At 71.4% G+C, this 20,313-nt stretch carries 21 protein-coding genes and 2 pseudogenes; 15 read left to right on the forward strand and 8 right to left on the reverse strand.

Annotation, left to right across the window (positions count from 1 at the left end):
• Positions 1–811 precede the first annotated feature (811 nt).
• The 3 genes from ACIPXC_RS33640 to ACIPXC_RS33650 all read left to right on the forward strand — a co-directional run bounded on the left by ACIPXC_RS33640 (position 812) and on the right by ACIPXC_RS33650 (position 3,063).
• On the forward strand, positions 812–1,039 hold the full coding sequence (locus ACIPXC_RS33640; protein ID WP_401625919.1) for a response regulator transcription factor: 228 nt from the start codon (positions 812–814) through the stop codon (positions 1,037–1,039).
• A 1,356-nt stretch (positions 1,040–2,395) separates the two neighbouring features.
• A complete protein-coding gene (locus ACIPXC_RS33645) occupies positions 2,396–2,638 on the forward strand; it encodes a hypothetical protein (protein WP_401625922.1) in 243 nt (80 codons plus the stop codon).
• Between the two features lie 11 nt (positions 2,639–2,649).
• The gene (locus ACIPXC_RS33650) at positions 2,650–3,063 is read left to right on the forward strand and encodes a hypothetical protein (RefSeq protein WP_401625925.1); all 414 of its coding nucleotides are present in this window, start codon (positions 2,650–2,652) and stop codon (positions 3,061–3,063) included.
• A gap of 224 nt (positions 3,064–3,287) precedes the next feature.
• On the opposite strand, the gene ACIPXC_RS33655 is transcribed toward ACIPXC_RS33650, so the two are convergent.
• Both ACIPXC_RS33655 and ACIPXC_RS33660 read right to left on the reverse strand, forming a co-directional pair.
• Positions 3,288–4,484 carry a DUF4241 domain-containing protein gene (locus ACIPXC_RS33655; RefSeq protein ID WP_401625928.1) on the reverse strand — a complete coding sequence of 399 codons (1,197 nt, stop codon included), beginning with the start codon at positions 4,482–4,484 and terminating at the stop codon, positions 3,288–3,290.
• A 10-nt stretch (positions 4,485–4,494) separates the two neighbouring features.
• Positions 4,495–5,841: a DUF4241 domain-containing protein gene (locus ACIPXC_RS33660; RefSeq protein ID WP_401625931.1), complete on the reverse strand. Its 1,347-nt coding sequence runs from the start codon at positions 5,839–5,841 to the stop codon at positions 4,495–4,497.
• A 340-nt stretch (positions 5,842–6,181) separates the two neighbouring features.
• Between ACIPXC_RS33660 and ACIPXC_RS33665 the strand changes: the two genes are divergently transcribed.
• Positions 6,182–6,820: a hypothetical protein gene (locus ACIPXC_RS33665; RefSeq protein ID WP_401625933.1), complete on the forward strand. Its 639-nt coding sequence runs from the start codon at positions 6,182–6,184 to the stop codon at positions 6,818–6,820.
• A gap of 433 nt (positions 6,821–7,253) precedes the next feature.
• Here ACIPXC_RS33665 and ACIPXC_RS33670 read toward each other — a convergent pair whose 3' ends face one another.
• A complete protein-coding gene (locus ACIPXC_RS33670; protein WP_401625935.1) occupies positions 7,254–7,553 on the reverse strand; it encodes a hypothetical protein in 300 nt (99 codons plus the stop codon).
• A gap of 142 nt (positions 7,554–7,695) precedes the next feature.
• On the reverse strand, positions 7,696–8,628 hold the full coding sequence (locus ACIPXC_RS33675) for a class I SAM-dependent methyltransferase (RefSeq protein ID WP_401625937.1): 933 nt from the start codon (positions 8,626–8,628) through the stop codon (positions 7,696–7,698).
• Between the two features lie 302 nt (positions 8,629–8,930).
• Here ACIPXC_RS33675 and ACIPXC_RS33680 point away from each other — a divergent pair, with 302 nt between their 5' ends.
• The gene (locus ACIPXC_RS33680; protein ID WP_401625940.1) at positions 8,931–9,455 is read left to right on the forward strand and encodes a hypothetical protein; all 525 of its coding nucleotides are present in this window, start codon (positions 8,931–8,933) and stop codon (positions 9,453–9,455) included.
• Positions 9,456–9,874: 419 nt separating this feature from the next.
• Here the strand turns inward: ACIPXC_RS33680 and rpsN are convergent, their stop codons facing one another.
• Both rpsN and rpmB read right to left on the reverse strand, forming a co-directional pair.
• A complete protein-coding gene (gene rpsN / locus ACIPXC_RS33685; protein ID WP_401625943.1) occupies positions 9,875–10,180 on the reverse strand; it encodes a 30S ribosomal protein S14 in 306 nt (101 codons plus the stop codon).
• Positions 10,180–10,416: a 50S ribosomal protein L28 gene (gene rpmB, locus ACIPXC_RS33690; RefSeq protein WP_401625946.1), complete on the reverse strand. Its 237-nt coding sequence runs from the start codon at positions 10,414–10,416 to the stop codon at positions 10,180–10,182. The genes rpsN and rpmB overlap by 1 nt, the downstream gene beginning before the upstream one ends.
• A gap of 67 nt (positions 10,417–10,483) precedes the next feature.
• On the opposite strand from rpmB, the gene rpmG reads away from it, so the two are divergent.
• The 7 genes and pseudogenes from rpmG (at position 10,484) to ACIPXC_RS33725 (ending at position 13,752) form a co-directional block, all read left to right on the forward strand.
• Positions 10,484–10,648 carry a 50S ribosomal protein L33 gene (rpmG, locus tag ACIPXC_RS33695; protein ID WP_030772340.1) on the forward strand — a complete coding sequence of 55 codons (165 nt, stop codon included), beginning with the start codon at positions 10,484–10,486 and terminating at the stop codon, positions 10,646–10,648.
• A gap of 53 nt (positions 10,649–10,701) precedes the next feature.
• The gene (locus ACIPXC_RS33700) at positions 10,702–10,950 is read left to right on the forward strand and encodes a type B 50S ribosomal protein L31 (protein ID WP_046780186.1); all 249 of its coding nucleotides are present in this window, start codon (positions 10,702–10,704) and stop codon (positions 10,948–10,950) included.
• Positions 10,947–12,089, forward strand: a complete 1,143-nt coding sequence (locus tag ACIPXC_RS33705; protein ID WP_401625950.1) for a CobW family GTP-binding protein — start codon at positions 10,947–10,949, stop codon at positions 12,087–12,089. Before ACIPXC_RS33700 ends, ACIPXC_RS33705 begins: the two co-directional genes overlap by 4 nt.
• A 106-nt stretch (positions 12,090–12,195) precedes the next feature.
• The gene (rpsR, locus tag ACIPXC_RS33710) at positions 12,196–12,432 is read left to right on the forward strand and encodes a 30S ribosomal protein S18 (protein WP_401625953.1); all 237 of its coding nucleotides are present in this window, start codon (positions 12,196–12,198) and stop codon (positions 12,430–12,432) included.
• Between the two features lie 65 nt (positions 12,433–12,497).
• Entirely contained in the window at positions 12,498–12,644 is a 147-nt protein-coding gene (locus tag ACIPXC_RS33715; RefSeq protein ID WP_401625956.1) for a hypothetical protein, read from the forward strand.
• Positions 12,645–12,812: 168 nt separating this feature from the next.
• Positions 12,813–13,058, forward strand: a pseudogene (locus ACIPXC_RS33720) (hypothetical protein); the annotation flags it as partial.
• 247 nt (positions 13,059–13,305) lie between these two features.
• A complete protein-coding gene (locus ACIPXC_RS33725) occupies positions 13,306–13,752 on the forward strand; it encodes an iron chaperone (RefSeq protein ID WP_401625958.1) in 447 nt (148 codons plus the stop codon).
• 82 nt (positions 13,753–13,834) lie between these two features.
• On the opposite strand, the gene ACIPXC_RS33730 is transcribed toward ACIPXC_RS33725, so the two are convergent.
• Complete coding sequence (locus ACIPXC_RS33730; protein WP_401625961.1) at positions 13,835–16,822, reverse strand: ATP-binding protein; 2,988 nt, start codon at positions 16,820–16,822, stop codon at positions 13,835–13,837.
• A gap of 145 nt (positions 16,823–16,967) precedes the next feature.
• Here ACIPXC_RS33730 and ACIPXC_RS33735 point away from each other — a divergent pair.
• Together ACIPXC_RS33735 and ACIPXC_RS33740 are read left to right on the forward strand one after the other, a co-directional pair.
• A pseudogene (locus ACIPXC_RS33735) lies at positions 16,968–17,354 on the forward strand (VOC family protein); the annotation flags it as partial.
• Entirely contained in the window at positions 17,340–17,807 is a 468-nt protein-coding gene (locus ACIPXC_RS33740) for a pyridoxamine 5'-phosphate oxidase family protein (RefSeq protein WP_401625969.1), read from the forward strand. The pseudogene ACIPXC_RS33735 and the gene ACIPXC_RS33740, both read left to right, overlap by 15 nt.
• Positions 17,808–17,912: 105 nt before the next feature.
• Here ACIPXC_RS33740 and ACIPXC_RS33745 read toward each other — a convergent pair whose 3' ends face one another.
• Positions 17,913–19,367, reverse strand: a complete 1,455-nt coding sequence (locus tag ACIPXC_RS33745; RefSeq protein ID WP_401625964.1) for an RNB domain-containing ribonuclease — start codon at positions 19,365–19,367, stop codon at positions 17,913–17,915.
• Positions 19,368–19,893: 526 nt separating this feature from the next.
• On the opposite strand from ACIPXC_RS33745, the gene ACIPXC_RS33750 reads away from it, so the two are divergent.
• Positions 19,894–20,190 (forward strand): hypothetical protein, encoded by a 297-nt coding sequence (locus ACIPXC_RS33750; protein WP_401625966.1) that lies wholly within the window; start codon positions 19,894–19,896, stop codon positions 20,188–20,190.
• Positions 20,191–20,313 lie beyond the last annotated feature (123 nt).

Consider the following 20,313-nt stretch of genomic DNA (forward strand, 5'->3'; position numbering starts at 1 on the left):
CGCAGGGCCGCAGGGCCGCAGGGCCGCAGGGCCGCAGGGCCGCAGGGCCGCAGGGCCGCAGGGCCGCAGGGCCGCAGGGCCGCAGGGCCGCAGGGCCGCAGGGCCGGCATACCGCCCTCACCCCTCGGAACGACACACCCCGGTGAGGGCCACCACCGGCCCCGACACGACACCCCGTACGCGGCGGACACAGCGCCTGCCCCCCGTCCGGACCGGTGCCGGCTGTTGCTTGTGTCCGTGGCGTCGTGGGGCTCGCCCCGGCTCGACCCCCGTCCCCGCCTCGGATTCCGTACCGGTTGCCGCCCGGCCCCGGCGCCCGGGCCCGGTTCCGGACTGTGGTCTCCGATCCGGGCCGCCCGGACGCCCGTCGTCGACGGCCCCGCACCGGCCATGCAGAGCGTCGATCCACAAGATCCGCATCCGGACGAACAAAGCATCCACCCAGCAGGAGCCACGCCTCGCGCAGCCGTTCCCGGCAGCAGAGGCGTTTCGACGCATGCACCGAAACCACCATCGCAACCGCACCCGACGACACGAACCGGACCCGCCCGCACACCCGCCCCGACAACGACGACCCATACCACCGGCCACCCCCGCCCCGACACCGGCACCAGCCCGCCCGGCCCGGCCGACCCGTGGACACCCCGGACCCGGGCCTGTCACACACCCGTGACAGACGACGGACAACCCCATGAATTCCCGCAGCCACGCTCTACCTAAGAGAACAAAAGGGACACTTCGCCAGATGTCCCCTTCCTGCTTCCGAGGACGCGAGCAGCGATGACCCAGCCGCCCCGGCAGAGGAAATCCCATGACTCACACACTCACCACCCCCCACCCCACCCCCACCCCCGAACTCGCCCCCCGCGAACAGGAAGCGCTCCGACACATCGCCGCCGGACACACCTACCTCCAGACCGCCCGCCACATGGGACTCTCCAAGCACACCGTCGACGCCTACCTCCGCCGCATCCGCGCCAAGCTCAACGTCAACACCACCGCCGAAATGACCCGCATCGCCATCGCCCTCGGCCTCTAACACACCACACGCACCACACACCCGACCAAAACCGAAAAGACGCCAACTCCGACGCAACACCGGAGTAGAAGGCAGGCAGCCGGGCGGGCCGCGTCGGACCAGAACCCAGTCCGGGCAAGCCGGCCAGGCGGGACCCGACCCCGCGCCCTACCGGCACAGGACACACCCGACCAGGGGCCGGGAGCAGGGGCAGGCAGCTGCCGGAACCAACCAGGGCATCGAACCCTCAATACCGAACCGACAACCACCCAGCACCCCAGCACCCCGACAGGCCGGCAGTCACCGCACGCACACGACCCGCAACAGGACGTGGCGGACGCCCCCAACCGCCACCGCACACCAGCACGTCTCACACCAGTTCACGGGGCATCGGCTTCCGCCAGACGCCCGCCGACACCCACGGACTCCCCCAGCCGCCCGCCGGTGCCCCAAGCCGCTACCAGGCCGCAGGGCGATACTCCTCCAGGAACACCCCGCGCAGAGGTCGACCCGCCTCACCCTCACGGATGGGATGGGATGGGAGACACGCGCCGCGCGGGCCACGATTGAACCGCCCCGACCCCGTTGCTGAACTGGACGAGGTGCGTGGGACCGACAGCCGGCTGTGTGTCGGAGGCGCTTGTCTGAACAGGGGCCGCGTTGTCCGAGTTCCCGAGGGTGCGAAATGCCGTTTCCACGACAGCGGTACGCCCCCACAGCCCCGTCCCTGCCTGCGGCTCGCCACGCCCCCGCACGCCCCACCGCCAGGCCCGGGGCGGAGCAGGGGCGTGGCCGCGACACGCACGACCGCATTGCACCGGACCGGACCGGACCGGCCCGGAGCATGCCGCTCGACCATGAGGGAAGCCGGAACCGATCTTGTGCGGGAGATGTCCGGGCAGGGACGAAGAGCCTTCTGCACCTGGCCGTGATCTTTGCTCCGTTCCTGGCGCCCTGCGTCGTCGTGGGCGCTGCCGTCGCACTCGCCCGTATCCATGAGCACCGGCTGCCGCAGGTTCGTTCGGCGCCCACTCGTGGGGTGCGCCACGCTGGGTGCGGAGGGCGATCAATCGTGACGCCATGGACACTACCGGTCAGTACGCAGTGCGTGACGAAGGACGGTGTGGGAACGGAGCTGGTACCTGCTTGGGTCAATCCCGTGATCTTCAACGGTCTCACGCCGCCAGCCTGCGGCGACGCCCTTCCCTGCGATGAACCGCGACGCACCCCGCGCAGCCCGCCCGCACAAGGCTCATAGGGCACACACGGCCCACAAGGCGCCCGACAACCAGTCGGCCAGGGAGGCCTGCAGCTTGTGGGGGCGAGGCGCAGGGTGCAGGGTGCAGGGGCCCCACCCGCGTGCGTTACCTTGGTACCATGGTAACGATTGAACGAACTCAGACCGGCTTGCGCATCGAGCGGAATCTGCTGAAGGTGCTCAAAGCGCTGGCCGAGTACCTCGACATGCCTCTCGGCGAGCTCGTCGAGGGAATCGTCCTGCACTCGTTCGACGGCAGAACGCCCTTCTCGGCGGACACTCTCGCCAAGATCGAGCAGCTCAAGGACGTCTACGGGCTGGAGCTGACCGCCGACGACGCGCACCGTCTGCAGGAGAAATGAACCGTCGTGTCATGAGAGCCACGCTGCACGTTCCGCTTCCGCCCGAAGCCGCCTTCCGTCTCTTCACTGCCCGGGGTGAGCGCGAGTGGGTGCCGGGCTGGGAACCCGTCTTCCCGGTCAGGACGCCCGACGACACGGCGCCGGGGACCGTCTGGCTCACCTCGTCCGGCGAAGAGGCGACGACCTGGCTCGTCGCCTCCCGCGACTTCCCGCGGTCGGTCTCGTACGCCCGGATCACCCCCGGCGCCCGGGCCGGAACGGTTACCGCCGCCCTGGCAGCAGCCGACTCCGGCAGCAAGGTCACAGTCACCTATGACATGACGCCCCTCACCCCGGCCGCGGCCTCGGCACTCGACGAGTTCGCCGCCGACTACCCGTCCTTCATCCGCTCCTGGGAAAAACTCATCGGCGCCCATCTGGCTTGAGCGCATCATGAGCCGGCTCACGACGCCGCCCCGAGGGGTCGTCCACCGAGCGAACTGCGAAAGCGTCTTCGGCTGTGGTTCGGAGGCAGAACGGTGGCGGACCCGGACTCCCGTGCCTTCGACGGGATCGTGCCCTCGGGCAGCAGGCCCCTCCGCTCCCGCGGGCGGGTCCCGGTCCCGTGGCCTCGTTCACATGTCCGCGAAGGGAGCGCGCGGGGGCGGGCTCAGGCGTCGAGGTCCAGATCGAGGCCTGTCTCGACAACGACGCACACCACCTCTCCGGTGGCTGAGCGGCCCACCCAGACCGGGTGGACGCCATCGCCGCCCGTGTGGAAGACCGCCATGTCCGCGCCCAGGCCGCCGCCGTCGAGATGCGCGCCGGCCTCGGTACCGGCGATCCTGTCGGCCCACGGGGAATCCGGCCGGTGCGCCCGCTCCAGCAGTTCCCGCAGGTGCTGCCAGGTCGCGGCGTCGCCGAAGGCGCCCATTGCCGCGTCCGTGCCGAAGCCGAAGGCTGCCCCGGCATGGAGCCGGAGCGTGTCGTCGCCCGGACCCAGTGCCATCTCCCAAGCCGCGACAGGAGCGTCGGAGACCTGGAGACGTACGGCCACGAGCTCCTCGTAGGGCCCGTAACCCCTGTCCGCGACCTCGACCGAGGCTGCCTTCACCGGGTACGTGCCCGGCGGCACGGCCACGGTGATCCTTGGTTCCTCGTCCCCGCTCTGCGGGCAGTCCACCGCCAGCACCCCGCTCGGCACGCGCACGCTGCCGTAGTCGACGGCCTCGAGGACCCGCACCCCGCCGATGCGTGTGCCGGGCCGGAAGGCCCGGTCGAAGTCGGTCGACCCGAGGAGCCTGGAGGGCTCCCGGCGCCGGCCGGACTCCGCCGGGGCTCGCTCTGCGGCGGCCAGCTCCGCGGCGACCCAGTTCGGCAGCGTGTCCGTGACCGGAAGCGCCGGCCAGTCGTCGAAGCAGGGACGCGCGGTCCACAGGTGCTCGTCGGCCACCGTCAGTTGTACTTCGAGGGAGTCGCCCCGCATGCCCTCGGGCTGGTGCGATATGCGGGCGGTACCGTCGGCCGAGAGCTCCACCGCCGTCCGCGGGCAGTGCACATCGAACTCGCCCGTCCGCCCGTCCGGGTACCGCCGCACCAGCAGGCGTCGGACGAGCAGTCGCCCCTCGTCGGTTCGCATCTGCAGCTCGGCCTCGGCGGTCCGGCGGCCGTGCTCGTCGTAGGCCCAGCTGTCCAGGGCGCCGGCCTGCCATGCCACCATCCGTACCCCGAGCGGAACTTCGCGGCCCGGTACGCGGTAGACCACCGCGTACGGAAGGCCGGCGGTGTCCCGGACACGCGCCTCCTCGTGGGACAGGGCGCGACCGCCCGTACGGGACTTCGTGTCCCAGGAATCTTCGAACGTCACGTACATCGTGTCAGGCATCGGCATCGGCTCCGTCCCGCTCCGCGAGCACCTCGGGCATCCCTTCGATCGGCACCACGACGGCGACCACCTCGCCTGCGGCGGAACGTCCGACCCACACGGGGTAGGTTCCGTCCCCGGTCGTGGCGAAGGCCATGAGGTCGCCGCCGGAGGTCTCGTCCCAAGTGCGCTGCATGAAGAGGGAACCGTCGTCGAGGTCTTCGTATCCGTCCAGGTCCGGCTCTCCCTGGATCAGCCCGCGCTCGTAGAGCGCGACGAGCGACTCCCAGGCCCCGGCGTCGGCGAAACAACCGGTGGCGCCGTCAGTGTCGAAGCCGGCTATCTGCTCCTCTACGAACAGCCGCGGATCGTCGTCCGCGCCGAGGGCCATCTCCCAGGCCGCGGCGGGGGTTTCGCTGACGAGGAAGCGGACGGCAGTCCGAGCCGTGGTCGTGACCTCAGCGTTGCGCCACTCGCAGTGGTAGCTGTAGCGGACGCGGGCTTCGTCGAGTACGTACTCCCCCGGCGGGACGGGGACCGTGATGCGCGGCCCGTCGCCTTCGTCTGCGTCCGGGCCGGAGACCGCCAGCAGCCCGCTGGGTACGCGCAGGCTGGCGACCCGGCGCGGCTCCACGACGGTCATCTCGGGGTGGTACCCGTCGGTCACGCGCACCCCGGGCAGGAACAGCTTGTCGATCGGCCCGGGCTGTGCGGGGCGCGGCGGACGCCAGCACGTGACGGGGGCGTCTCCGTCACCGGGTTCGTCCGCCGCGCCCTCACCTGCGACCTGGCCCTCGCCCGCGCACTGGCACTGGCACTTGCCCGGGTCAGCCTCCACGAAGGTCGGCGGGTCGGTGAGCCCGTGCGCCTCGGCCGAGAGGAGCGGCCACTCCCCGAATGCCGGGCGGTCCATCCAGCGCTCGTCGTCACCGAGGGCCGGAGAGGTGACGTGTGCACCCCCTCCCTTCCCCCGGGGCTCCTGCGTTCGCTGTCCTCGCCCGTCCGGGAAGAGCTCCACGGTGCTGCGCGGGCACTTCTCGTCGAACTCCGGCATCTCCGGGTCGGTGTAGTGCCAGGCGACGGTGTACCTGCGCAGCAACCGCGTCGGTTCGTCCAGCAGCCGCATGTCCAGGTCGTGGGTGCGGCGGCCCTGGGCGTCGTACGCCCACAGCCCGACATAGTGGTCCCGCCAGGAGACGAGCCGGACCTCCAGCGGGACCTCGCGGCCCGGCTCCCGGTACACCACAACGTACGGAAGCCCGGCGGCGTCCCGCTCCCGGGCCGCCCCGGCGGAGATCGGCCGCCAGGGCGCACGCGCCTCCGGGTCCCACGCCTGCGCGTACCCCACCTCGATGTCCATGACCGCTCCCCGCTCCTGCGCACCGTCGTGATGGTGCTCCTGATCTGCAAGGTAACCGCCGACTGTGACAACGGCTCCCCTGGGCATGGGGCGAGGCCGGTCGGTCGGGCTGTGGAGAGAGTCGATGCGGAGTTGCAGCACGGGGGTGCCTGCGTCGTCCGCATGGACGGGGCCGAGCCGGGCGGGAACTGCCGGGGCTCGATCTGCCGTCCCCCCTGATGCCCCGTGGGGTTTCCGCGGTTCCGCCACGGGTGGGTGAGTCCGTGCACTGTCGGCTGATGCCTGTCAAGTGCTCGGCAGCGTTCTGGTGTCGTGGGACAGCGGAGGGGGACGGGGCGTCATGGCGGATACGAGTCGTAACAAGTTCTGGGCGGTGATCGGGGCCTCGTTCGTCGCCGTGGGCCTGCTGATCAGGCTGGCGATCGCCATGGGTGGCTCCCACGCTTCACCCGCACCGATCGCGAGCCCGCCGTCGCCGGACGACGGTACGGTGACGGTCAAGCCGGGGGACTATCCCCCACCCAGATCTCTCTGCGCGCACGTCGACTTCCAGGAGTTCGCGGAGGTGTTCCGGCTTGAGGGCGCACGCGACGGCTACAACACCGGGCTCGAGCCCGAGGTGGTCTCCGGCTCCATGTGCGAGCAGTCCATGTCCCGCGGCGGTACGGGCGCGGGCACGGTCGAGGTCACCGTCCTCTGCAGCGCGTGGACGGACGTGGCGAAGGCCGTTGACGGGTTCGAACTCGGCCGGTCGTCGTCGCTGTACGGCCCCCCGGAGGCGGTGTCCGGCCTCGGGGACCAGGCCTTCCGCTACCGTGGCTCGAACCATCCCACCGTCGGACTGAGAGTCCTTGCCCGCAACCTCGACTGCAAGGTCGAGGCCGAGCCGAAGCCGCCGCTCAGCGACGCCGAAGTTGACGGCACGTTCACGGCAATGCAGCAGCTCCTTCAAACCCTGATCCCCAAGCTGGCCCACTGAGGGTCGGCCGTCGGAGGCGATCTCATCGCCCCGGGCGGAGGGCAGGTCGTCCTGCCGCCCTGTGAGCGCAGTGCTGCTACCCGCAACGGGGAAGTGTCCCGCGGTCCAGTCACGCTGCGCCGCCGCCGACCGCCCCGGGGGCGTGCCGGTCGGTCGGTCGGTCGGTCGGTCGGGGAAGACCGTTGCGCAGATCGCGTACGGCAGAGCCGGCGTCCCGTTACCGGCGGGTGCACGTCCGAACCAGTGTCCGACGCCCTGTCGGGCGTCTACTGTGCTGTTGGGACTTCGCCGGGACCGACACAGGGAGCTGAGTTGTGCTGACTCCTACGCACCCGCCGTAGGTGCCCTCTGGAAAGCCCGGAGGGACATACGGAGGCTTTCGATGTCCCGAACAGTCCGCACGACCCCCACACGACTCCGCGTCCGGGAGGACTCATCGGAGTCCATGTCGTTGTACGACCTGCGCTTCGCGCATGCTGAACTGGCTCGTGCCGCCCGCGAAGGCCGTCGTCCCGTCCCGGCGAAGACGCTGCGTCGGCTCACCTCTTGGCAGTGGATGCTGCTCTACTGCAGGAAGGGCTCGTTTTCCGCCGAGATCGCCACGGCCCAGGGCCGGGCCCGGCTCCGGGATCGACTCGACGCCCAGCGGATCCGAGGGCTGCACCGAGCCGGCCACGTACTTGACGACGTAGACATGCCGCCGGTCCGTCACCGGCATGGTGTGCTCTGGCATGCCTGGTAGAGGCGAACCGCCTGGGCCTGACCGGCTCTCGTGAGTGCAGGCGGTGCGTACCGGTGAAGGGGAGGCACCACTGCGCCCGGACCGGATCCGGTCCGGGCGCAGTGGTGCCGGGCTTCGGTGTCGGGCTTCGGCGTCAGCCCCTTCGACGGCGGTTCCGGGCGACAATCGCGCGGGTGATCACGGGCGGGAGCAGATCCTTGGCCAGCTTGCGCCAGCGGGCACCGGGCCTGCGGGCGGCCGTAGCGGGGGCCGGCGCCGGTTCCGCCGGCGGCGCGGGGTGCAGCGGCTGCGGCGGCGTCGGCGCGACCACGCCCTGGTCCCCGATGCGTACGAGGCGGCGGCCGTCGATCATGTCCACGCCGTGCCAGAGGTCGGAGCGCTCCTCCAGCCACGCGAGCAGTGCCGCCTGGTGGGGCTCCGGGTCGCCCCAGGTCGCGTAGAGCTTCGAGGCGGAGACGCAGATGGGGTGCAGGTCGCCCGTGGCGACGGCGCTCCAGACGGCGGCGGCGACGCCGGGACAGTGCTCGGAGCGGTAGTCGTCGAAGACCACCACGGCATCCGGGGTCGCGACGGTACGTGAGGACGCAATGTCCGTGACGACGTGCTCGTAGAGATGTGAGGCGTCGACGTGCACGAATCGGCAGCTCGTCGGCTTGACCTCGTCGGCGACGACCGAGGTGGGGGCCTGGATCAGCGTCGGCAGTGCCTCGTGGAAGGCGAGGTAGTTCGTCTCGAATCCGCGCCGCGTGAGCGTGGGGTAGGAACTGCGGTTCTCCGCGATGTTGAAGTCGTCCGTCGCGGGCGAGTCGAAGAGGTCACAGACGGTGAACTCCTCGCCGGGCCGGAGGTACCGTCCGAGGAAGATCGCGCTCTTCCCCATGAACGCACCGAGTTCCAGCAGGTCGCCCGGCTGCCCCTCATCGCTGTTCTGGCGTGTCAGGAACCAGTCGAAGAGCGCCTGGTCATACGCCGAGAACCACCCTTTGACCTCGCCGTACGTGGTGGGGACGGGCGGGGTCGGCTCACCGTCGGGGGTGGTGACGGAGGCTTGTGAAACGTGCGACACGGAGAGTCATCCTCCAGCGGAGTGGCATCGGTTTTCACTCTGATACCCGGCCGGGTAACGGCACCTTAAGCCCTGAAGGGACGTGTGACGAGATATGCGCGAGATCTGCCAGTGATTTGCGATCGGCGCACCACCTCATGTGCCGGAGCCCCGGTCGCCGGTCCTGTCCTTCCCCTCGGGAGCTGCCGCGACCGACCCCTGTGTGTGAAACTCCCTCTGAATGATCACTCGGGGGGAGTTTCGCGCTGAACGCACTCTTGAGAAGAGTATGGATCGGGCTGGCCGCGACCTTGATCGCGAGTGTGGCCGCCGTGGTCCTGCCCGACCATGTCCGGATACAGGACGACGGGCGCATCCACCTCGGTGCGCCCGCGCCCATGCCCTCCCTGTCCGCCGTGGCTCCCACGCCGGAGTCCACGTCACCGCCCCTCACGCGGGACGCCGTGGACGAGGTGATCCGGACCGCGGTCAGCGCGGCGGGGCTCGACCCGGAGCAGGGACGCCCGACCGTCGCGGTCGGCGCCAACATGAACAGGACGGGCTGGGTGGCCGTCCGTGAGAAGGCCGCAGCGCAGTCGGAGATGGACGCGGTCTGCGCGGAGCTGGAGCGCCAGGGCTGGACGCCGAACCCCAACGGCGACCGGCCCGACGCCTCCCGCAGCTACAAGCGCGGCGGCTGGCACCTGCTGGTGAGCACGCGCGGGAAGACACAGGCTCCGTCCACCACCTCTGCCCTGACCGACTCGCAGACCTACCTGACCCTGACCGGGCTCCAGTTGGACCTCTCCGACATCCCCCTCCCCGAGATCACCGTCCGCATCGGCTGACCCCTCCCGTCTGTACGCCCGAGCGCAGGGCGTCACGGAAAGGTGCCCGGCGGCGCGGTGGAGGCCGGGCCGGTCGTACGAGCCGTCGGTGCCGGCGGCGATGGACCGGGGTGGGGTGGGGGTGGGGGCGGGGTGGGCGGTCCCTTCGGGCTCGCCGACACCGTTCGACGGCGGGGCAGGACAACGCCACGGCCCGCCGCACCCCACCGAGCAGGGGGTACGGCGGGCCGTGGCCGAGTCGCCGAGTGGCCGAGTCGCCGGGGAGCCGGTACCGGCGGTACTGAGCCACCAGCGGTACCGACGGCGTCGCCGCCCCGAGACATGCGACGCATCCGGCCGACCCGGTGCGCGGCGTCACGCGACCCGCGCGCTGCCGAAGACGTGGGCCGGTTCGGTGTCGCGCCCTTCTGACGCCCTTGCTACCAGGACGACTTGGTGACTCCGGGGAGGAATCCGGCGTGCGCCTGCTGCCGCAGCCTCACCCGGGACAGCCCGAACTTCCGGATGTACCCGCGGGGCCGACCGTCGACGCTGTCCCTGTTGCGGACCCTGGTCGCGCTCGCATCGCGCGGCTGCTTGCGCAGCTCCGCCATGGCCGCTTCCCGTTCGGCCCCGGTGGCGGACGGCCTCCGAATGGTCTCCTTCAGCTCCGCCCGCCGAGCGGCGTACCGCTCGACGATCGCCTTCCGCTTCTCGTTCTGCCCGATCTTGCTCGCTTTGGCCATCAGACCTTCGCCCCACGTGCGCGGATCCGCGCCACCGCAGCCTCGATGCCGATGCTGTCGATGGTCTTGACGGCCTTGGCGCTGAGCGTGAGCCGGACGTGTCGGCCCTCGCTGGGCAGCCAGTACCTCTTGCGCTGGATATTGGGGTCGAAGCGGCGGGACGTACGCCGGTGCGAATGGGAGATGTTGTTGCCGAATCCCGGCTTGGCTCCGGTCAGTTGGCAGTGTGCGGACATGGGCTTGCCTGCCTCTCCACCGCGGACACGGTATCGATAATGGAAATCATTCCCATATAGTAGCGGCATGGCACGCAACGAAGTACGCCCGGTCATCAAGCTGCGCTCCACGGCGGGCACCGGCTACACCTACGTCACCCGCAAGAACCGGCGAAACGATCCGGACCGGATGGTGCTGCGGAAGTTCGACCCGGTGATCCGCCGGCACGTCGACTTCCGCGAAGAGCGCTGAACGCCGGCACCGGCACCGGCACCGGCCACACCCACTCCCAGAAGGACAGCATCATGAAGCCCGGGATCCACCCCGCCTACGGCCCCGTCGTCTTCCGCGACAAGGCCGCCGACTTCGCCTTCCTCACCCGCTCCACCGCCACCAGCGACAAGACGATCGAGTGGGAGGACGGCCAGGTCTACCCCGTGATCGACGTCGAGATCTCCTCACAGAGCCACCCCTTCTACACCGGCACCGCCCGTGTCCTGGACACCGCCGGCCGGGTCGAGCGCTTCGAGCGCCGCTACGGGAGCAAGCCGTGACCCTTCCCGTCGCCATCGTGGGCGGCCTCCACTCGGACGCCCGCAAGGAGGTGGTGCAGCGGCTGCTGGACTGCGTACCCGGCAGCATCGCGCTCCACCACGACCTGGCCGCCGCACCCACCGGAACGGTGCTGCGCGTGGTGAGGGACGCCTCGGGCGACCTCTCCCGAGCGAAGACTCCGCTCGCCAACGACTGCGCCTGCTGCGCTCTGCGCGAGGACCTGGTCCCCGAACTCCTGCGGCTGGCCGACAGCGGTACCGCACGCCTGGCCGTCGTCGAACTGTGGGACTCCGTCGAACCCAGGGCCATGGCCGAGGTCATCGCCGGACACGGCCGCCCGGCGCTCGAACTCACCAGCGTGATCACCGCGGTGGATCCCTCCCTCGTACTGCCCTGCCTCGCCAACGGCGACGACCTGGCCGACGTCGGGCTCGCGGCGGCCGCCACCGACCAGCGGACGGTGGGGGACACCTGGGCCCGGCAGCTCGAGTACGCCCCCGTGCTCGCCGTGGTGGAGAGTGAGGAGGCCGACGCCGAGGACCGCGCCCTGCTCTCCCAGCTCCACCCGACGGCCCGCCAGGTGCCGGCCGGGTCCGGAGAACTGGCGCGTCTGGCGTTCGCGGGCTTCGACGTGGAGGCGGCAGCGGCGGCGCAGCACCCCGCGTGCGCCCTGCTTCCCCAGGAGGCCGACGAATCGGGAGTCAGTACTTTCGTCTGGCAGCGTCGGCGGCCGTTCCATCCCGAGCGCCTCTTCGACGCCCTGGAGGACCTCTCCTGTGCCGCCGCCCGCAGCCGGGGCCGGTTCTGGCTCGCTGACCGTCCCGACACCCTGCTGGCCTGGGACGCCGCCGGCGGCGCCCTCTGCGTGGAGAACACCGGCCCCTGGCTGGCCTCCCTGCCCGACGCCGCCTGGGAGATGGTGCCGCCGATCCGCAGGGCCGCCGCCGCACTCGACTGGCACCCCGAACACGGTGACTGCTGCCAGCACCTCGTCTTCACCTCCCCCGGCCTCGATCGAGACGGGCTGGAACGACTCCTCGATTCCTGCCTGCTCACCGACGCCGAGTACGCGGCAGGGCGTGACGCGTGGCGAAGGCTGCCTGCGGCCTTCGACTCTCTTCTCGACCCCGTCTCCTGACCCGTCCCCGACCCGTTTCCGCTGCCGTCCCCGTACCCACCCCCGTACCCGTACCCACCCCCGTACCCGTTCCGCACCTCGACATCCTCCAGCCCAAGGAGTTCACATGGCCCGTCGACAGACCACCACGCCGCTGAAGCCCCGCCCCAACCCGCTCGACACGGCCGGGATCACGTACATCGACTACAAGGACACCGATCTGCTGCGGAAGTTCATCTCCGACCGCGGCAAGATCCGCAGCCGACGCGTCACCCGGGTCACGGCACGGCAGCAGCGACAGCTCGCCGCGGCCATCAAGAACGCCCGCGAAATGGCCCTGCTGCCCTACGCCGCCAGCCGCTAGCGCTCGCGACCGCGTGTTCGCACGGGCCCCGTCGGGACACGCCGGGCGCGGCGCCGGCGGACCGCGTGGCGGGGTCCGGCGACGGCGCCGCCTTCGCCCAGGGCCTTGCCGCCACCTGGCAGTGGGTCGACCGGCTGCGCCGGTCCGGCAGGCCGGCCGGACCGTACGAACGCGTCATGGCGACGCCGTGGTCCTGCCGGGGTTCCTCCTGACCCGCGCGGTCGAGGTCGCCGTCCACGGTCTCGACCTCGCCGACGCACCCGGACACAAGCGGTGGCTGACCCCGGTCGCCGGCGACGCCGTGACGGAGCTGCTCCTCGGCACCGAACACACCACGGCCGTCGGCGCGCCCCGGGGTGGCCTCGGCGCCCGTCCCGTGCATGCCTGCCCGGCGTCTTGTACGTACCAGGAGGACTGGTGAGGTCTGGTGGGTCGATTTCGGCGAACGGCGTCCGGTCGTCGTCCTGTCGGAAGGCAGCGCGTCCGGAATGCGGGTGATGCAGGTCGTCGCCCCGGTGGAGGTCGACATCAGCGACCTGGGCATCGAAGTGGCCGTGGGCGCCGCGGAGGGATTGCCCTGTGACGGTGTACTGCGGTTCGCGTTCCGGCGCCCAGGCAGCCCGCCCGGTCGGTGCAGGAGGCCTCCGGCCGGAGCACGTCGCCCTGAGGCAGCCGCGCTCACCCCTGCCGGCGCCCGGAGGGATGACGGTGGGCCCGCACCTACCACCGGGAGCCGGCACCGGGTCATGGTCCGTGGTGTTCTCCGTGGCCGGCACGGAGGCGGTACCCGGCCCCACCGGGGCAACCTGTGGTCACGGCGACCGGCCCGGCAGCAGACCGGACCGGCCCCGACCGACGACCCGAGGAGCAACCATGGCCACCACCACCAGCACGTACGAGGGATTCAGCACCGAGGAGCGGGCCGCGATGAAGGCACACGCCCTGGAACAGAAGAAGGCGGCACGCCGCGGCTCGGCCGCCCAGAAGGCCGCGGAGGCCGAACGGGACGTACTCGCGAAGATCGCCGAAATGCAGGACCCCGACCGGATCCTGGCCGAACGCGTCCACGCCATCGTCACCGCCAACGCCCCCACCCTCGCCCCCAAGCTCTGGTACGGCATGCCCGCCTACGCCCTCGACGGCAAGGTCGTCTGCTTCTTCCAGAGCGCCGAGAAGTTCAAGGCACGCTACGCCACCCTCGGCTTCAGCGACCTCGCCGCACTCGACGACGGCCCCATGTGGGCAGCAGGCTTCGCCCTGACCGAAACCACACCCGAAGTCGAGGCGCGAATCACCGAACTCATCAAGCGAGCCGTGTGAGGCACACGACGACCACGGACACCGCGGACCACGGACACCGCGCCGGACCGGGACCGGAACGGCCCGGACCGGCGTGGTGCGGCTACGGGGTGGTCATCGGGGCGAGGCCGAGCTCGGTGAGGGCACGGGCGCCGCGGGCGGCGTGTTCGCCGCCCGCGAGGGTCAGGGTTCGTGCCGACTGGTAGCGGCAGCCGGCGGCGTCGAACGCGCTCGCGGTGGCGATCAATCGTTCCGTGTCCGCGTCGAGCAGTGCCGCGGCACGCTCCACGAGGGCAGTGGCGACGGGGTTGCCGGCCACCGCGGTCCGGGCCTTCGCCAGTCGGGCGGCAGCGTCGGGGGCCGCGGCCAGTACGGAGGCTTCGGCGCGCAGTGCCACGTACCAGTGGAGCCATATCCAGGTGGTCCACTGCCGCACCTGGCCCGGTTCGGGGGCCGTCCGCTCCAGGGCTGCCTCGGGCCGCCCCTGGTGAAGCATGAGGATCGCGTCGAAGACCGCCCCGTACCCGTGGGTGTTCCACGGTGAGGGGTCGACCTGTGCGAGCAACGCGCTCCAGTCGCGCTGGGCTTCCTGGTCACCGCGCAGTCCGTGGATCGTCGCCATCGCTGCCGCGGGCGGACCGAGGACGGCCCGGGCCGGGCTGCCGGCCCGCTGCCACGCGTCGCGGAACCGCAGGCCGGTGGTGAGGGCCTGCTCGGCATCGCCCGCCAGCGTGTCGGCCACGAGGAGCCAGCCCGTGGCGCGGTGGCCGACCTCGGCCAGCTGCGGGTGTTCCGCGAGTCGCCGTGCCCACTGGCGGGCACCCGGCAGGTCTCCTACGCCGAGGGCTGCCTCGGTGGCCTCGCCGAGCGCCTCGATCAGCTCGTGGGTGCCGGCCGGGCCGGCCGGTGCGTTCGGGCCGTACGGTGCGCAGGAGAGCAACTCGACCCGGCGCCGTGCCGTCGCCGCTGCCGCGAAGGCGTCCCCGGCCCAGCTCAGCGCGCCGGCAAGGGTGTCGAGCGCGGCGGACTCCGCAAGCGGATCCTTCTCCAGACGGGCGAGTTCGACCGCTCGTTCGGCGGAGGCGATGGCCTCCTGGACGGTCGGAGCGCCGGGGCTGCCGGCCGTGTGCGTCGCTTCGTCCGAAGCTTCGGGAGTGCCAGCCCCAGTGCCAGTGCCGGAGCTGGCGCTGGTGCCGGAGCCGGTGCTGGTGCTGGCGCCGGAGCCGGTGCTGTGCGCATGCGTCGCGCCGATCGTGTGGGTGAGGGCCCGTCCGGCCTCGGCCAGGGCGACCGCGGCCCGGGCGGCAGGGTCTGCGCCGGCCAGTTCCCGTGCCTCGCTGATGAGCGCGTCGGCTTCCTCGGGCGGGAGCCCGGTGACGAACTTGCTGGAGAAGCGGTACGCGTTGCTGGCGGCCGCCGCCAGGTCGCGGGCAGCCGCGGCGGTGTCGCCGGCCCGGCGTGCGACGTCCGCTGCCGCACGGTTGAGGCGGTACATGCCGTCACCGTGCAGGCGGCACGCGGCCACGGCTGCGGCGTGCCGGAACATCGACGCCGCATCGGCCGGGGTGGTCGCGAGCGCGGCAGCCTGCTCGTACCGCTGCTGGGACTCTGCTATCAGATGACGGGTGAAGGCCAGTTCGGCCATGGCGCGGGCGAGGCGGTGGGCGTCCGCGCGATGCTCCGTACGGCTTTCCGCCCACGCGAGGGCGGCGCGCAGTTCGTCGGCCGTCTGGTCGAACACGGACCGCCAGTCCGCTCGCGGCGCCGCCAGTTCGGCGCTCCGGGTGAGGCACCAGTGGAGGTGCCGAGCCCGGGTGTCGTGGAGCTCCCCGGCCTCGGTGAGGCGATCGGCCCCGTATTGGCGCAGGGTTTCCAGCGCCCGATAGCGGGTTCCGTCCGGAGCGAGGGTGACGGCCAGCAGGCTCTGTTCGGCGAGCCGGGCCAATCCGTCGACCACGGTCGCCGGGTCGAACTCGGTGACCTCCGAGGCCGCTTGGGCGGTGAACGGTGTCACGAACACCGATACCCGGCGCAGCAGCGCCCGGTCGGCCGGGTCCAGGAGGTTGTGGCTCCAGTCCAGCGCCGCCCGGACCGAGCGGTGCCGGTCCTGCGCGCGGGAGCCTCCGGTGAGCATGCGCAGCGGGTGGGCCAGGGCGGCGGTGATGCCGTCCAGCCCGAGGGTCGCGTACCGGGCGGCGGCCAGTTCGATCGCCAGCGCCATGCCGTCCAGCCGTGCGCAGATCTCGGCGATCTGGTCGCGCTGGGCAGGATCGAGGGGGCGGCCCACCGATGTCGCCCTGTCGATGAACAACGCGACCGCGTCCGACCCGCCGGCGACACTGCCCTCACTGTCATCGCCGTCCTCCCTGTCATCGGCCGACGACGGGGACAGGGTCAGGGACAGGGACAGGGGCGGGACCGGGTACACCCGCTCGAACGGCACCATCAGCCGGGAACGGCTGGTCACCAGCACCCGCACGTGGGGGCAGGCGGCCAGCAGGCGTTCGAGGAACAGCGCCGCCCCGTCGACGACCTGTTCGCAGTTGTCCAGCACCAGCAGGGCGTGGCGGTCGGCCAGTGCGGCGGCCACGGACTCGGCCATGTCGCGGCCCAGTTGCTCGCCGAGGCCGAGCGCCTCGGCGACCGCGGTGGCGATCATGCCGGAATCGGTGACCGGGACGAGGTCGACGAACCACACCCCGTCGGCGAACTCGTCGGCGGTGTCCGCCGCCACCGCCAGCGCGAGGCGGGTCTTGCCGACCCCACCGGGACCGACGGCGGTCACCTGTCGGGACTCCTTGAGCATCGCGGTCAGCGCGGCCCGTTCCTGCTCCCGGCCGATGAACGAGGTCAGGCGCAGCGGCAGGGCCGGTGCCGGACGCTGCCGGTCGGGCCGCGTCCGTTCGGTCGCGCACCGGGCCAGTGCCCGCCGGTCGGGCGCGTCCAACTTGCGCAGCAGCGAGGAGACATGGGTCTCCACCGTGCGCACCGAGATGTACAGCCGTGACCCGATCTCGGCGTTGCTGAGATGGTCGCCGACCAGTTCCAGCACCTCGGCCTCGCGAGGCGAGATTTCCGCTGCTTCTCCCATGGCTCCATTCTGTCGCACGCGTATCCGTGATCCCGCTCCGTGGTCGTCTCCGTGGTCGTCACGGATGCCGGCGGACCGTGCCGGACGGGACGCTGTAATTCACACGGAACGGCCTTTCGCGGCCCATGACTTCAAGGAGCGTGCCATGTCCGGCTCGTCCACCGTCTCCTCGTCCGCGTCATCCACCTCGTCCACCTCGGGAATCAGGACCGTGCTCCACCCGGTGTCCGATCTGGGCAGGGCCACGGGGGTGTATGCGGCCCTGCTCGGCGTACCGCCGAGCAACGAATCGCCGTACTACGTCGGGTTCGAGGCCGCAGGACAGCACATCGGGCTGGTGCCGGGCGGCGGACCGCAGGCGATGACGTCGCCGGTGGCGTACTGGCACGTGACGGACATCCGGGCGGCACTGGCCGCAGCGACTGCGGCGGGTGCGACCGTGACCGAGCCCGCGCACGACGTCGGCGGCGGTCGGCTCGTGGCCACGGTCGCCGACCTCGACGGCAACGTCCTCGGCATCCTCCAGGACCAGGCGGGCACAGGCCCTCGCTCCCGTGCTCAGCGCCGTCTCGACACCGAGCACCGGCTCGCCCACGACGTCGACGTATGGGTGGCCACCGCCTCCACCGACGGTATGCCGTACCTGGTACCGCTGTCCTTCGACTGGGACGGCCGGGCGTTGCTGGTGGCCACCCCGGCGGACAGCCCGACCGGCAGGAACCTGGCCGCTTCAGGGACGGCTCGCCTCGCACTCGGCCCCACCCGCGACGTCACCATGATCGACGGCACGGTCGAGGTCCTCGGCATCGACGTCCTCCCCCAGGAACGGGGTGACCGCTTCGCGGAACGCACCGGCTTCGACCCGCGCGCGCTCACCACCGCCTACCGCTGGTTCCGCATCACCCCGCACCGCATCCAGGCCTGGCGCGAGGAGGACGAGCTGACCGACCGCGAACTGATGCGGGACGGGCGCTGGCTCGCCTGACGCCACCCCCGACCCCCGGACTGGGCCACGAGCCCGCGTACGTCGTGGCAGGCGACCGGAGCGGTCGCGGCCTCGGCGCCGGCACCGGGCGGTACGCGCCGGGGCTCAGGGGACGGTGAAGAGGACCTTGTCGTCGTCCGAGAAGGGGTCCGCCCGCTTGAGCCTGGCCCTGACGCTCGCTCCGAGACGGAGGTCCTGGCCGTTGGTCGAATTGACCTTGGCCAGTACGGCCGGGTCGGCCAGGTACACCTTGCCGTTGAGGGGCCTGTTCCACTCGGCGTCGGTGTCGACGACCGCGGCGTCGAACACCTCGCCCACCCGGTGCATGAGCACCGCCGCCTCGGCCAGGTCCACGGTCTGCCGGTCCGCGAGACCCCCCTTCCCCCGTGCCATGTCGCACGGCAGGCAGTGCAGGGCGTCGAGCACCCACTTCGGCGGGTCTTCGCCCGCGCACGCCGCCACGCACAGCGCACCGGTGTACCGGTCGACCAGGCGGCGCAGCGGAGCCGTGCAGTGGGCGTACGGGGCCGCGATCGCCGCGTGCATCGTGTGCTTCGGCGTCTGGTGGTCGCGGAAAACGGTGTACTCCGCCCTGAGCATCGTCGTGGTGGCCTCGGTGAGGAAGGCCATGTGCTTCTGGTTCTTCGGATCGAGCCCGCGGACCAGTGCGGCGTACGAGACACCGGCGTCCCAGGCGATGCCCAGGCACGTGGCGATGTCGTGCAGGCGCCTGACCACGTGCGGGGCGTCCTGCTCCCGCTGGGTCCGGAGGATCCCCGTACCGCTGTCGATCATGATCTGGGCCGCGGCCATTCCGGTCATGAGGGAGATCTGTTCGTTCCAGCCCTCCACCGGCAGCGTCGCCGCGTAGTCCAGCCGGAACGAGCCGTCTTCGAAGGTGACCTCCTGATGCGGCAGGTGTACCGAGATGCCCCCGCGCGTGATCTCGATGTTCTCCCGCAGCGTGCCGATCTCGCGCAGCAGGGCGACGGACTCCTCGGCCGTGCCGTTCTCGATGTCCTGCTGGACGCCCTGGTAGCTGAACCTGGCCCGGCTGCGGACGATGGCCCGCGTCACGGTCGATCCGGTGACGTTGCCTTCGGCGTCGAGGTCGTGCTGCCACAGGAGGGCCGGGCGGTCCTTGTACGGGAGCAGGCTGGCGGCGTCCTCGGAGAGCACGGGCGGGTGCAGGGGCACTTTGAGGTCGGGGAAGTAGAGGGTCTCGATCCGGTCGCGCGCCTCGGCGTCCAGGGGGCTGCCGGGCCTGACGAACGCGGCCACGTCGGCGATGGCGTAGTACACGCGGAAGCCGCCGCCCGGCCGCCGTTCCAGATGCATGGCCTGGTCGAGGTCCTTGGAGGTGGACGGGTCGATCGTGAAGAACGGCAGGTGGGTGGCGTCCTTGTGGTCCAGTTCCGGTCGGGCCGCTGCCTTGTCGGCTGCTTTGAGTACGCGCTTGGGAAAGGCCGGAGGGATCTTCAGCTCCGTACGGAGCTCCACCAGCGCGGCACGCAGGGCGTCCAGGGCCTCGCCGGACATGTGCAGGGGGCGGCGTCGCATGCCCCGAGCGTAGGACGAGGGTCACGGCCCGGCGCGGCGAGCGGGGCCGGGTGGCGGATCGGCCGAACGGGACGCCGGCCGAAGGGGCGCCGGCCGAGCGGCGGTCGGCCCCATGCGCCGGGAGGCCGGTTCCCGGCCCGGTCCACCCGATGGAGGCCCTCCAGGGTTTCCCTCGGCAGTCACCAGTACGGTCACCCCCGACGAGCGGAGCGCGCCACCGCGGCTGATCCCCGAGGCCTCTGCGGCCATCGTCCCGTCGCCCGAAGGGTGTCCGACCTGCCCGCGGCCCGTGCGGTTCGACGGGCTGGGAGCAGGCTGCGCCCCCTCAGCCGAGTCGGCGGGCCTGAACGGCGCAGAGCGTCACACCGACGAGCAGTCTCCTTGGGCCATCGAGCTGTGCCTCGGACACACCGTCGGGCGAAGCCTCCGGGCGGCAGGCCGGATTAGCGCATTTCTCCACGGATCAGACCTGACGGCATGTTAGGGATATGAGCGGAATGATCCGCCAAGCAGGAGGTATGGAGCAATGCGCACGACTCTTCTTCGTGTGGCGACCGCGCTGGGTGGCGCGGCCATGCTGGCCGCCGTCGGCAGCGGCGTGGCCAGCGCCGACGGCGTGGGCAGCGCAGGAATCGGCAACCACGGCGTAGGAAACGCCGGTGTCTTCAACCATGGAGTCGGAAACGCCGGCGCCTTCAACCACGGCGTGGGAAACGCCGGCATCGCCAACTGGGGACTGGGCACCGCGGGCATCGAGAACACGGGGATCGGCAGTCACGGCATCGGCAACTCGGGCGTCGGCACCGCCGGTATCGGCAACTGAGACCGGCTCCGCCGACGGACCCCGCACAACGACCGCGTGACGCGGCGCGCCCGAGTGGTGAGGGGGCGCTCCCGCAGGGCCCGGCCGCGGGGCGGCCGGGCCGGACGGGGGTGCGGGACGGAC

This window comes from Streptomyces sp. NPDC090021 (genome assembly GCF_044748225.1).
Taxonomy (GTDB): Bacteria; Actinomycetota; Actinomycetes; order Streptomycetales; family Streptomycetaceae; genus Streptomyces.